This is a genomic window from Lactobacillus sp. ESL0259, from assembly GCF_003693045.1.
Lineage (GTDB): Bacteria > Bacillota > Bacilli > Lactobacillales > Lactobacillaceae > Lactobacillus > Lactobacillus melliventris.
Window position 1 is genome coordinate 242,200 of the sequence record NZ_REHP01000005.1, and the last position, 13,657, is coordinate 255,856.

Annotated in this window: 8 protein-coding genes; 4 read left to right on the top strand and 4 right to left on the bottom strand. The window is 33.9% G+C overall.

What is annotated here, in order from left to right; genetic code table 11:
* Nucleotides 1-88: 88 nt before the first annotated feature.
* From pgmB to F5ESL0259_RS03435, 3 genes are read right to left on the bottom strand one after another with little or no spacing between them, the layout of a single operon-like run.
* Nucleotides 89-757, bottom strand: a complete 669-nt coding sequence (gene pgmB / locus F5ESL0259_RS03425) for a beta-phosphoglucomutase (RefSeq protein WP_122037480.1) — start codon at nucleotides 755-757, stop codon at nucleotides 89-91.
* Nucleotides 738-3,557: an alpha-L-rhamnosidase gene (locus F5ESL0259_RS03430; RefSeq protein WP_122037481.1), complete on the bottom strand. Its 2,820-nt coding sequence runs from the start codon at nucleotides 3,555-3,557 to the stop codon at nucleotides 738-740. The genes pgmB and F5ESL0259_RS03430 overlap by 20 nt, the downstream gene beginning before the upstream one ends.
* Nucleotides 3,558-3,569: 12 nt before the next feature.
* Complete coding sequence (locus F5ESL0259_RS03435) at nucleotides 3,570-5,273, bottom strand: glycoside hydrolase family 3 protein (protein WP_122037482.1); 1,704 nt, start codon at nucleotides 5,271-5,273, stop codon at nucleotides 3,570-3,572.
* Nucleotides 5,274-5,409: 136 nt separating this feature from the next.
* On the opposite strand from F5ESL0259_RS03435, the gene F5ESL0259_RS03440 reads away from it, so the two are divergent.
* The 3 genes from F5ESL0259_RS03440 (at nucleotide 5,410) to F5ESL0259_RS03450 (ending at nucleotide 9,604) form a co-directional block, all read left to right on the top strand.
* Nucleotides 5,410-6,420: a helix-turn-helix domain-containing protein gene (locus tag F5ESL0259_RS03440; protein ID WP_122037483.1), complete on the top strand. Its 1,011-nt coding sequence runs from the start codon at nucleotides 5,410-5,412 to the stop codon at nucleotides 6,418-6,420.
* A 495-nt stretch (nucleotides 6,421-6,915) separates the two neighbouring features.
* Nucleotides 6,916-8,328, top strand: coding sequence for a glycoside hydrolase family 1 protein (locus F5ESL0259_RS03445; protein WP_122037484.1), 1,413 nt, complete (start codon nucleotides 6,916-6,918; stop codon nucleotides 8,326-8,328).
* A 1-nt stretch (nucleotide 8,329) separates the two neighbouring features.
* Nucleotides 8,330-9,604: a PTS sugar transporter subunit IIC gene (locus F5ESL0259_RS03450; RefSeq protein WP_158595990.1), complete on the top strand. Its 1,275-nt coding sequence runs from the start codon at nucleotides 8,330-8,332 to the stop codon at nucleotides 9,602-9,604.
* A gap of 451 nt (nucleotides 9,605-10,055) precedes the next feature.
* On the opposite strand, the gene F5ESL0259_RS03455 is transcribed toward F5ESL0259_RS03450, so the two are convergent.
* Nucleotides 10,056-11,156 carry a helix-turn-helix domain-containing protein gene (locus tag F5ESL0259_RS03455; RefSeq protein ID WP_122037486.1) on the bottom strand — a complete coding sequence of 367 codons (1,101 nt, stop codon included), beginning with the start codon at nucleotides 11,154-11,156 and terminating at the stop codon, nucleotides 10,056-10,058.
* Nucleotides 11,157-11,261: 105 nt separating this feature from the next.
* On the opposite strand from F5ESL0259_RS03455, the gene F5ESL0259_RS03460 reads away from it, so the two are divergent.
* On the top strand, nucleotides 11,262-13,655 hold the full coding sequence (locus tag F5ESL0259_RS03460; RefSeq protein WP_122037487.1) for a DUF4982 domain-containing protein: 2,394 nt from the start codon (nucleotides 11,262-11,264) through the stop codon (nucleotides 13,653-13,655).
* Nucleotides 13,656-13,657 lie beyond the last annotated feature (2 nt).

Consider the following 13,657-nt stretch of genomic DNA (forward strand, 5'->3'; position numbering starts at 1 on the left):
CCCCCAATCCTTACTTACATCAATTTATTTTAAACATCAAAAAACTCGTGAAAAAATATTATTTTATTCACGAGCTTTTATTTTCTAATTATTTTTCTAAGCTAAATTTTTTCCAGGCAGTTTCGATTTGCTTATAGTTTAAAGCTGCTGTTTTAGGGAAAAGGACTTTAGCATCTTTGAGGTCTTTCTTAGAGCCAACACCAATGGATAATGCCCCTGACTTATTAATAGCAGTGATGCCAGCAATTGAGTCTTCAATACCAACGCAGTCTTGTGGCTTGAGACTTATGGCTGCGGCTGCAGCAATAAAGATATCTGGAGCAGGTTTACCAGCAGCTACTTTACTAGGATCGGCAATAGCATCGAATGCATCTGTTAATTGTAATTTTTCTAAAATAAAGGGGCCATTCAGACTCGCTGAAGCCAAGCAAAGTCTAACATTATTTTTCTTAAAGGCAGAAATCAATTCATTAATTCCGGGCAAGATATTTGCAGGTGTTAAATTGGCCAGCAAATTGCGAAAAATATTATTCTTCTCATTAGTCATTTCATTAAACTGTTCTTTTGAAACGGAGATATCTAAAAAGTTTAAAATTGCTTTTAAAGAATCGCTGCGATTAACACCTTTAGTTTGCTTTTCCAGTTCATCCGGCAACTCGAGATTGAAATGATTTTTAATTAATTTGCGCCATGCCTGGAAATGATAGACAGATGTATCTGCGATGACTCCATCTAAATCAAAGAGAACGCCTTTCATTTAAAAACTTCCTTTCACTTGCTACAGGTGTTGTGTCAAGTATTTTATTAATTTGGGTAAAATCTTCGTCTGCGATATCAATAAAAGGCAACAAACCGTTTAACTTTACCAGGGAATTTTCGCCAAATTTTTCGATGTTATCTGAATCTTGCAAAAAATCAAAGACTGGATTAATTGGCCTTAACTGTTTAACAAGTTCTGAATCATCCATTAGTTGTTTAGCAGGCATGTTGATATTATAGTACTCAATATAATTTCTTTCAGGCACATAGGAAATTGTAAAGTCACCATTAGTTAATTCCAATGGCAAAGATGCTGGTTGACCATTAAGATCTACTTTATTTTTCACTCTAGGTAGTTTTACGGTTACTTTTTGACCAAACGGAATATTGAGCGTGACTTTAATAGTGTGCCGAGCATCAGTTTCAAGTTGGTATGCCATTTTTAGGTCACCGTATGAACTGTGGTAGTGACCGGAAATCTTTTTAAACCGATAATCAAATTGAGGCGCAAAGAGCACATTTTGGTAGCCCTTGGTTTGCTTTCTTAATCCCAAAACTTGTTGATAAACCCATTGCATGATTGCTCCGATTGAATAGTGGTTAAGAGAATTCATTCCTTCAGGATTCATTGAGCCATCAGGCAGCACGGAGTTCCAACGTTCCCAAATAGTAGTAGCTCCTAAATTTACTTCATAAAGCCAGCTTGGAAAATCTTCATTTAGAAAAATTTGTGTCGCTAACTTATGTTCGCCATTTTCAGATAAAACCTGACAAATAAAAGGCGTTCCAATAAAGCCAGTTTGCAAATGGTTGTGATCCTTATTTAACCTTTGAACTAAATCTTTAACTACACGTTTTTTCTGTTTTTCTGGTACTAAATCGAAATGAAGGGCTAGGGCGTATGCAGTTTGGGTGTCAATTGCCAGCCGGCCATTTTTAGTAATAAATTCGTCTTTGATGGCTATTTTAATAGCTTGAGCTTGTTGTTCATATTTCTTAGCATCAGTGGTATTACCTAAAATTTTAGCTGTTTGAGCAACAATCCAACTGGAATAGGCGTAATAAATTGAAGCAATATAATCTTCGTCAGTCTTTCCACTAGGCATCGCTGGGTTTTCACCATCTAAAGACAGCCAATCACCGAATTGAAAGCAACCAGTCCAAAGATTCTTGGTAGTGGTTGCTTGACCAATCCAATCTACCCAGGACTTCATACTGGAGTAATTTTGTCTTAAAATAGCCGGATCAGCTGTTGCTTGGTATGCTGTCCAGGGAATAACGGTTGCGGCATCTCCCCAAATTGCTGCACCACCACTATTATTGCCCATTGCAGGAGCATACATTGTTAGCATTCCATTGTGTGCAGCCTGTTCAATTTTCATATCTTTAGCATATTTTTTGAAAAAAGCGTAAGCATTCATGTTTAAAATGGCAGTGCTGGCAAAGATGTCGGCATCACCGGACCAGCCTAAACGCTCGTCTCGTTGCGGACAGTCTGTTGGAACATCAAAGAAGTTGCTTTTTTGACTCCACAAAACATTCTGGATCAGGCGATTAACTTTGGCATTAGTAGTTTCTATACCACCAGTAATTTCAAGATCGGAATAAATTACCGCTGCCCTAAAATCATCCTTTCTTAAGGGTTGTGAATTGCCAGAAACTTTAACATAGCGGTAACCGTAGTAGGTGAAGTGTGGTCTAATCCATTCTTTTTCACCATTCGAAATATAATGAAAGGCAGCACGAGCTTCTCGAAGATTATCCCGGTAAAAATTACCATCTTGCAGAATTTCCCCCACTTGTAAATCAATTTCGCTGCCTGAAGGTTCTTGATTTTTGAATTCTGGCCAACCAGCCTGATTTTGCCCAAAATCAAGAACTGTTTCACCTTTAGGAGTATGAATAATTTCTTTAACAGGCAAATATTCTTTTATTTTTAATGGTAGGCTTAAACGGTCGTGCAATGTTTCCTTAGAATGGTGTAATACGATTGCCGGTTGCCAATTAGTTATTTTCTTGGTAGCGTCAAAGTCTTCACCATAATAAATGGCTGATTTGGTAATTTTTCCAGCAGTAGTTTTCCAAGAAGTGTCTGTGTTTATCACTTGACTGCTGCCATCATCATATGCGATATGCAATTCAGCAATAGCCATTTGCCGGTCGCCATAAATGCAATCTTTACCACCATCAAAACCAAAGTTGCCTTTGTACCAACCATCACCAAGTGAAAGCAAAAGTTCTTGCTGCGATTTTTCCGCCAGCATTGCGGTAACATCATAAGTTTGAATTTGTACTAGCTTGTCATATGCAGTGACGCCGGGGGTAAGAAACTCATCACCAATTTTTTGCTTGTTCAAATAAGCTTCGTAAACCCCTAAACCGCTAATATAAAGACGTGCATTAACAACTTCCTTAGGTACAGCAAATTCTTTCTTTAAAAGAGTATTTTGAATGTTTTTATCTTGATTACCGATCCATTCGGCAGTGAAAGGCTCATTCATCTTACCAGTTTCAAAGAAGCTTTTTGCACTTGTCTGGGTATCAGCGCTTTTTAACCAAACAGTAACGTCATATCTCGTGCGCGGTTTAAGCTCCAATTTAAAGTCAAAGTAATTGTTATCATATTGTTGCCACTGACTGTCAAAAATTGGTTCATTTGCATCAATTGTTATTCTTTTTTGAATATTGCTTGAAATCTGACTCGCTTCAGCGCTGAATTCAATTCTCAAATGGTTGTCTAAATCATAACCAAGAGGCTCAGCATAATGATTGACTAAAATATCTTTAATTTTTAACATTGATCTGCCTCCTTATAAGTGAGTCTCAAAGCGGCCACAGAAAGGATCAACAGGACTATGTCCACTAAATTTATCATTTCCCATCATTTTTTCCAGAAGAGCATCAATTGTGACATCATTGCCTGTATAAGCATTAATATAAGTTGAAACCATTGGAATATCGAATAGGTGATAGGGATTACAAGTGGAAACAAAAACAGTAGGAATGTCCTTCATAAACCACGGAGCGTCTGCTGCCATTAGATGAATCCAATCAAGTCTTGTTGTCGTTTGATTACTTGCCGTTTCAACGTTAGCAACATAAAATGCCAGGTCAAATTGATCTTTTTCATATTGCACTCCGCCTTCGAAAACCTCTTTAAAATTAAGATTTTTCCGATCAAAAACTGTAACTTTGAATCCCTTTTCTGTCAGTTTCTCTTTAAATTTTGCGGTTACTTTACCGCCTTCCTTAAAACCACCATCGTCTGTATCACCTAAAACGACTAAACGAACACGAGGATATTTTTCTGGTGTAATCGGTAGCAGTTTGTCACGATCTTTAACTAAAGTAACAGATTCTTGTGCTACTTTGGCGGCCAGTTTTTCGTGTTCAGCTAACTTTAAATTAATTTCTTGCGATGCGGGTTCGCAAAGGTTATTTTCTTTATTCATTACGCCTTGTGCAATTTTAGTTGCAATTATTCTGGTAACAGCTTCGTCTACTCTTGCCATAGAAATCTTGCCACTTTTGACTGCGTCAGTCACAAATTGATAGTCTTCATCGATATCCTTGTTGAATAAGATCATGTCGATACCCGCATTAATGGTTGCAGGTAAGGCTTCTGAACGTGGCAAAATTGCATTGTATCCGATCATTGGTGTGGCATCAGTTATTGTGAGACCATTAAAATGCAAAACAGTGCGCAAAAGGCCATCAATTAGCAATTTGGAAGTAGATGCAGGACGTAAATCCTTATCTTCAATACCAGGTTGTAAGCGACGTTCCCAAGCTGGTTGCATAATGTGGGCAATCATGACAGCAGGCAGACCATTTTGAATTAAATGATGATAGATTTGCCCGTAAGATTCCATCCATTTGTCAGCGGGTAGGGAGTTAATTGAGCTCAAGAGGTGTTGGTCGCGTTCATCAACGCCATCCCCAGGAAAGTGTTTAGCTACAGGAATAACATGATTAGCCTTAAGACCTTTGATTTGTGAATCAGACATTCTGATAACACGCTCTTCGCTACTACCATATGTGCGCACATTCATGATCGGGTTGCGGAAGTTTTGGTCTAAATCAACAATTGGTGCAAAAGACATGTTGCCGCCAACTTGTTTTGCTTCATAGCCTGATACATCACCCAAATTATATGCATTCTGTTCGTCATCCGTAGCGGCAACCTGTAAGGGTCTGCCAAACCATGTGCCTTCAGTTAATAAACCATTGCCGCCAGCTTCCAAATTAGCAGCAATGAACAGGGGAGTTGCACTTGCTTTTTGAGATACTGCTATTTCATGTTGCAATTTTTGGGCTTTATCAGGCCGGTACATGATGCCACCTGGTTGATATTTTTTAACAAACTCTGTTAAGTCAGTGTTGTCTTCATCCTCACCAATTACAAAGAAAAGTTGTCCTATTTTAGCAGAAAGTGGCATATTTGCCACTTTGTTTTTGATAAAATCAATTTCTGCGCTCGATAAGTTATAAGGCTTTTTTGTTAGATCTGTCATTATTTTCCTCCCAAATTCTGAAATGTCTTGCTTTGTTCTTCATTTTAACTTAATGTAAAAAGGTAAACTATTGTTAAATTACATAATAAAACTGTTTATTTCACAGAATCTTTTTCATAAGCTTAAAGGTATCAAAATGCACGAAAAAATAATTCAAATGTTACGTCAGAATAATAGCTTTCGAGATTGGAATACAATGTTGCAAGATTTTAAAAATGGTGATTTCAAATTAAAAGTTGCTGGTCATATTAATAGTGAACCTGTTTACGAATTCTTCAATACTTATTCTGATAACTTAGTGCTAAACAGTAGTTCAATTACAATATCAGTTCAACCCGTAGAATCATATATTCCATTTCATATACATGATTATGTAGAAATTAACGTTCCCTTGGTGGGTAACTGTGTCTTAGTAACTGAACATGAACGTATTAAAGTTAAGCAGGATAATATGATTTTTGTAGGTGTCAAAACACCTCACAAAGTGGAACCGATTAGCAAAAATGGTGTAGTTTTAAATATTGAATTGCGTACATCTGCTTTTTCTTTGAACGAACTGGATTTTTTGCAATCAAAAGGAAAAGGCATTTCAATTTCAAGTTTACTTTTTTCTTTATTGTCAGATGAAGATCATGGTGAAGGACGATACAGTTTATTCGAGATTGATCATGATCCTAAAATTACTGCTGTCATATACGATATCATTGATGAATATTATGGTGCTCGAATACAATCAGATCAGATTATCAAATTGGAAATGCTGACTATGTTTTCCTTGCTAATACGAAAAACATATTATCGAGAAGCATCGGTCACTGACTCAAAAAAGAAAAACAATAATTTACTTTCTTTGCTACTGTATATTGAAAAAAATTATTCTAAGATCACATTGGATCAGATGGCGCAGCATTTTGGCTTTAATCCTAATTATTTATCAGATTATTTAAAAAATGAAACTGGTTTGTCATTTATTAAGTTAGTCCAGCTGCAAAGAGTGAATGTAGCAGCAAAATATCTGACATACACTAAGGTTTCGATTGAAAAGATTGCCACGAGAGTGGGATATGAAAATGCATCCTATTTTTATAAAATTTTCAAACAATATTTTGGCATTTCTCCAGCAAAATACCGTTCTAATACCAGATAATGGTATTTTTTTATGTCTTCTTTTTTAATAAAATCTGTGAAATCAACATAATTTGTCTAGCTTTTGCATATTGTTTGCCTACTATAACAATCATATACTTTATTAAAATTAAAGCGCTTTAATTTTAATAAAGAAAGAAGAGTGATGTGAATGATAAATTGAAAAGCTCACATAGAAGAATATATTCATTCATATAAAAACTTTTGTGATGTGAAATAGAATTAGTATCGAATAATTAAATATTTGGGTGTTATTGAAAATTTTAATTTTAAATCTACGAACAATTAATTTTTCACAAACTACTAATTTTGTTAAATTTGACACTAATAAGTATATCTATTCAGTTAATAAAAGAGTTTATGATGATATTTGCAAAATAAATACTAGAAGATGTTTTCTAAACTGTGCTAATAAAAATTTCTGACGATAATTGCAATAACTAATCTCAGATTAATAGTAATAAGACAAAATTAAAAAATGAATGTGAGTATAACAATGTTGAAGAAAAATTTTTTATGGGGTGGCTCAACTGCTGCTAATCAAATTGAAGGTGCTTTTGATTTAGATGGTAAAGGATTGAGTACGGCTGATGTTTTGACTCAAGGTTCACTGCATAAGAAAAGAATAGTTACTGATACAGTTGAAAACGGGGAGAAATATCCTAGTCACTTAGGGATTGACTTTTATCATCATTATAAGGAAGACATCGAGTTATTTGCCGAAATGGGATTCAAGTCTTATAGGATGTCTATTGCTTGGTCACGAATTTTTCCCAATGGTGATGAAAATAAGGCTAATGAAGAAGGACTGAAGTTTTATCATGATGTTTTTAATGAGTTGCATAAATATAATATAGAACCCATAGTGACGTTATCTCACTATGAAATGCCATTAAATTTAGTTAAAAAATACCATTCTTGGAGAAATAGGAAACTTATAAAATTTTTTGTTAATTATGCAAAAACGGTTTTTCAAGAATATAAAAATGACGTTCATTACTGGCTGACATTTAATGAAATAAATGCTATTTCCGGAAATCCTTGGAATCCTGCAGGAATAGTAATAAAAAATGATGAAAATCGTGATCAAGTGATCTATCAGGCTTTACATTACCAACTAGTAGCTAGTGCACGAGCTGTAATCGAGTGTCATAAAATTAATCCTAAAAATTCAGTAGGAAATATGATACTTTTTCCAATCGTTTATCCCAAAACTTGTGATCCATTGGATATCAAAGCTTCATTTGACATGGAAGATTCTGTTTTGGAAGCTGGGGATATACAGGTATTTGGAAAATATCCCCAGAAAGTTATAAATAAATTCAATGAAGAGAATTTAATGTTAGACATTACTGAAAATGATTTAGAAACTTTAAAAAAGGGCACTGTAGATTTTGTCAGCTTTAGTTATTATTCTTCCTTAGTAACTGAAGACTCTACTAAAGCATCAGATAAATCTTCAGGAAATGTTGTTTTTGGAATTAAAAATCCATATTTAAAAGCCACAAAATGGGGCTGGGAAATTGACCCCATAGGTTTAAGAATGTCCCTACGATTTCTTTACATGAGGTATCAAAAACCGTTAATCGTTGTTGAAAATGGTTTAGGTACGGAAGATAACTTTCAAAACGGTGAAATTAATGACGATTACCGTATAAATTATTTGAAGGCTCATATTCAAGCATTGAAAGATGCTGTTAATAAAGATGGTGTCGATGTCTTTGGCTATGAAGTGTGGAGTGCAATTGATTTAGTTAGTGCTGGAACAGGAGAAATGAGAAAAAGATACGGATTAATTTATGTTAATTTGGACGATGAAGGAGAAGGGGATTTAAGAAGAATACCTAAGAAGTCCTTTTATTGGTATAAAAAGGTGATTGCTACTAATGGAGAAAACTTGGAGGAGTAAAATGAATAATGAAATATCTATTAAGTTGGGTAAACTAAGTGATAAAGTAAGCAAAAATAAAGTAATACAAGGACTATCAAACGGTGTAATGGGAACTTTCCCATTGATAGTAGTTGGCGCTTTTGCAAGTCTTTTTAATGGACTACGAATTCCTGCTTGGCAGAGTTTTATTCAAAGTACAGGTGTTGCTGCATCATTATCTATGATAACTAATTCAACAACTAATTTTTTGGGAGTATTAGTTGCATTTACTTGCGCTTCCAGTTTTGCCGATGAGTATGATGTGAAGTATAAACATATTGGATTGTTATCAATAATGTTTTATTTAATTTTACTACCAACATATTTAATGAAAAAAGGAGCAGTTGCTTATCTTACTTACGACTATTTAGGACCAGCAGGAATGATCACTGCTATAATTGGCTCCTGGATTGTAGTGAAGTTATATAAATTTGTTGTTAATGATCACAATTGGACAATTAAAATGCCAAAAGGAACGCCACCATATGTTTCAAATTCATTTAGCGCTTTAATTCCTGGTTTCGTAATTGCATTTGTAGCCTTTGTTCTCAGAATGATTTTTTTGGCTACTCCATTTAAATCGGCATTTGATTTGATTTATTACTTATTGCAAACTCCTTTAAACGCAATTATTGGAAATAATATTTGGTCAATCGTTTTAATTAACATAGTAGTGCAATTGCTTTGGGTTTTTGGTATTCACCCGGGATTTGTGGAATCAATTTTAGGTACTATCTTGTTTCAATTAGATGCTGTTAATCAAGCTGCCTATGCTGCAGGTAAATCAATTCCTAACATTATTGGTTTTACCTTTAATTATAGTCTTACAGTCGCAGTATTTTATCCTGCTTTTGCTATAGCTGTTTTAATTTTTGCCCGTTCAAAGCGAATGAGAACAGCAAGTAAAATAGCTATTGTACCTGCACTTTTTGGCATTTCAGAGCCAATGAATTTCGGCTTTCCAATTATATTTAATCCAGTCTTAGCAGTTCCTTATATTATTGTACCTGCTTTAAACGCTTTTATTGGATACTATGTAATCAAAACAGGAATAGTTGCACGTTATGCTGGAATACTAGTAACTAATGTTCCTTTGGGCTTTACGGGAATTATTAATGGCAGTTTTTCACTCGCAATTTTAGAAGTAGTATTATTTATTTTAGATATATTCATTTGTATGCCATTCATTAAGGCATATGACAAGACTATTTTAGATGAAGAAGCAAAGGAAACAGATGGAAAAAATAAGAAGTAAAATCAAAGTTTAGAATTTTTAAAGGAAAAAATTAAGATATTTTTGTAAGTAAATAGTCAGAAACTATTTACTTTTTTATGCAAAAAAATAAAATACAGTTGTTTATACATATTAGAGATACAACATATAATTAATTTATAGGTTAGAAAACCTAACTAAAGGTTTATCCTATTTGAAATTTAATAGTCGTTACTACTAGTAAAAAAATCCAGAATTCATATACTTATTTTTAATTGAAACTGGTTAAGCCTTACCCAGTCTTTTTTCAAAGCTTAAAAGAATAGCTTTAGCTAATAATAACTATGTATCAATATTATGATAGAATAATACTGACTTTATTCTAGTTGTATAGTTATTATTACAAAATTTAAACTAATAAATTCAACTAAATTAATTTTTGCTTTATAAATATTAAATGACTTGATTTTCTAAGTATAAAAATGCAGTCTTTCTAAAAACTTCTCCGATATGCGCTGGGTGTGAGGTGGAGTATAGTTTGAAAACTTCTTTCAAAGCTGTTGACTGAACTGTAGCCAACTTGTTCGCTGATGCTATTGATACTGTCATCGGTATATTTCAGTAAGTTACAACTTTTTTGTATACGGTAATAGTTGCGTAAATAGTTAAAAGAATGACCTGTTTTTTTAGAAATCAACTTTCCTAAGTACGCTTTATCATAATTATATTGTTGGGCTAAATCCTTTAGCTTGACAGTATCACTATTAACTTTAATGGTATTAATGATTTTAGCAAATCTATTGGTCAGATCATTATCATAAGTTTTAAAATTATTTGACTCGCTTAACCCGCGTAAAGCATATGATAATAAAATAGAAATATAATCACAACAAATCGCATTTGATTGTGGTAAGGAAGAATAAGATTCAATGAATATATTTTTGATTATTTCTAAAATTTTCTCTGTGATTTGAACGTTAAAAGTTAAATAGTTTTCTGTAGAACTATAGAGACATTTGTTAAAAAAATCCGCTAGTATGTTATCAGCTTCTATTAAATTAAAAAATGAATTATCAAAAGTACTTTTCTTCATCACAATGCAAATAACAATACTACTCTCAATGACTTCGACTTTATGAGAAGTACCGGGTGAAATTATTACTAAGTCACCTTTGTGCAAGGTAAAGACTGAATTATCAGTAAAAAAATTTGTTTTTCCTTTTAAAACAAGATCTATTTCAAAATAATCATGTTTATGGAAGTGGACCAGTTCATTTTGAAATTGTTGTAAAATTTTAGCGTCTTTTTCTGCAAATATGAAATAAGATTCTGACACGTTTTTGTACAACTGTTGGGGCTTATGGATAATTGGAGTTACGTCAACAGTTAAATTTTTTAAACATTCATAAAGTGAAAAAATATCATGAGACTTGTTTAAAGAATTTGGAGTTTTAGGCACTTCATATGAAAAATCACCTTTTTGGTATAAATGCAAAATTGCATCTAATAAAGAAATTTTTTGATGTCTTTTAAAAAAGCAAAAAGATAAGTATTTTTGAATAGCATTGTAAGACATATAAATTCTACGGTTCATTTTTTCTCCTAACACTAATTTTGTTAAATTTAGGACTAAAAAGTATATCTGATTAGTCTATGAAAGCGCTTATAATCATATTGAAAAGTAAAAAAGGAGGCTAATATGAACGAATCCATTTCTTTAAATTATAACTGGAAATTTCATTTGGGTGAAATCCAAAAACCAAAATTATTAGCAAAAAAATCGTATGCTTTTGGTGGGTTAACGGCTCCACTTGAAAATGAAACTGGCAGTATTATTCCAGTTGGTCCGGGAGGTAATCACTTCTTAAACTTAATTTCTAATGGTGATCCCGATAAAGGTTTACAGAATTTGGCTGGTACAGATTTTATTAAGTCTTTGGATAAAACGTGGCAGGAAATTAATATACCTGATGATTGGAAAAGACGTGAACCATATCAAAATGATCCGAATACGTTGATGACCGGTTCTAAACTTGATCGAATAGCCTATTACCGCAAGACTTTTAAACTTGCAGCAGATTCATCAGAAGATAGGGAGTATCTGTTACATTTTGATGGCATTATGGGGTCAAGTGATATTTGGTTTAATGGCTGTTATTTGGGACACAATGACAGTGGCTATGTAGAGATAGACTATGATGTTTCACAAATAATTAGATTCGCTAGCGATGGGAATAATGTTATTCTCGTGCGTACCGATACAACAACCGGTTCCGAAGGGTGGTGGTATGAAGGAGCCGGAATCTATAAGAATGTTTGGCTTGAAGTCAGAGATTTAGTCCATTTAGAAAGCGATGAGTTTTACTTTAGGACAACGAAAATAAATGATCAAAATGCAAAAATGTTGGTCAGCTTTGTTGTCAAAAATGATTTAAATCACCCTATTTCTGTCACGCCAAAACTCACAATAAATCAAACGACTCAAATTGATTTTGCGACTGTGACAATACAATCTCAGTCAGTCAGACGGTTTAACAAAGCATTTGAGATAAAAGAACCAAAATTATGGTCGCCTGAGCATCCTAATTTATACCAAGCAAGATTGGAAATTGAAAATGACTCTTTAAAACAAACTTTTGGTATTAAAACAGTCAACTATGATGTCAATGGTTTTCATTTGAATGGCAAACTTTATCTGTTGAAAGGTGTATGTGAGCATCAGGATTTTGGTGGGGTTGGCATAGCTTTAAATCAAGATATTATTGATTTTAAAATCAAAAGGCTAAAGGAAATGGGTGTTAATGCGCTTAGGAGTTCACACCACTTTGCTTCAAAAGAGTTATTAAACGCATGTGATCGCTTGGGAATAATTTTAATTGATGAAAACCGTCTTTTAGAGGCTACACCTTGGCGATTAAGAAATTTGACTAGAATGGTAAAGCAAAGTCGATCCCATGTATGCATCTCATTTTGGTCAATTGCCAATGAAGAGATTATCGGCAATACAGAATATGGTTGTCGTTCAGTAAAAAAGATCACAGAGATTATTCGTTATTTATCTCCTGATACATTATTAATTTCTGCAGAATTGTTAAATCCAGAGGGAAAAGTAAATGATGATTACATCAAGTATTTTGACATATTAGGAGTCAATTATCCTGAAGCAGGTGTAATGGGTGAAGGAGCTGAACTTATTCATCAAAGTCATCCGAACTTACCAATGATGTGTACTGAAAACGCATCGTACTTTTCAACACGTGGTATTTACAAAGACGACGCTGAAAACTGTCACACTAATAATTTTGGCTCTTTATATTCAATGGTTTTACCAGGGAAAAGAAAGCCGGGAGATCCGGGAGTAGGCGGGACTGCACGTCCTGAAACTGTGATGTCTTACCTGCATAAACATGAATATATGGGTGGTGTATTTTTGTGGACCGCCTTTGATTATTATGGTGAACCGTCACCTTTTGGTTGGCCGGGTATTAGTTCTCAATTTGGAATTATGGATTTAGGTGGCTTGCCTAAGGATTATTTCTATTATTATCAGGCTCAGTGGCAAGATCAGCCGGTACTTCATCTTATGCCTTCTTGGAATAAAACTGATTTAACAATTGAAAATGGTCAAACCGAAGTCAGAGTCTTTTCAAACTTGGATGAGGTGGAATTATTTGTCAATCATAAAAGTTTAGGCAAAAAAGCCGTTAAAAACTATGAATGTAATTGGCAGATTAAATATGAACCTGGAGAACTTTTAGCTAAAGGATACGTGAAAGATAAGCTTGCGCTTGAAGATAAAAAGGAAACCAGTGACAAAATTAGTAAAGTAAATACTGCTATTTTGTACCGGGGCAAAAACTGTACTTTATTTGAGTTAAAGGCAATTGATGGACAAAATTACTTTGTTCCCGATGATAATAGTTCGTTGCAAATTAAAGCAAATAATGGTCAGATCATCGGATTGACTAATGGCAACCCTTCTGATAACAGCGAATATTCTTTAAGTAAAATTAAACTTTTTTCTGGTAAAGCAGTTGTGATTGTAAAACACGAAGAAAGTGTTTTGCCTAAACTTAATGTGGATTTTGATTAAGA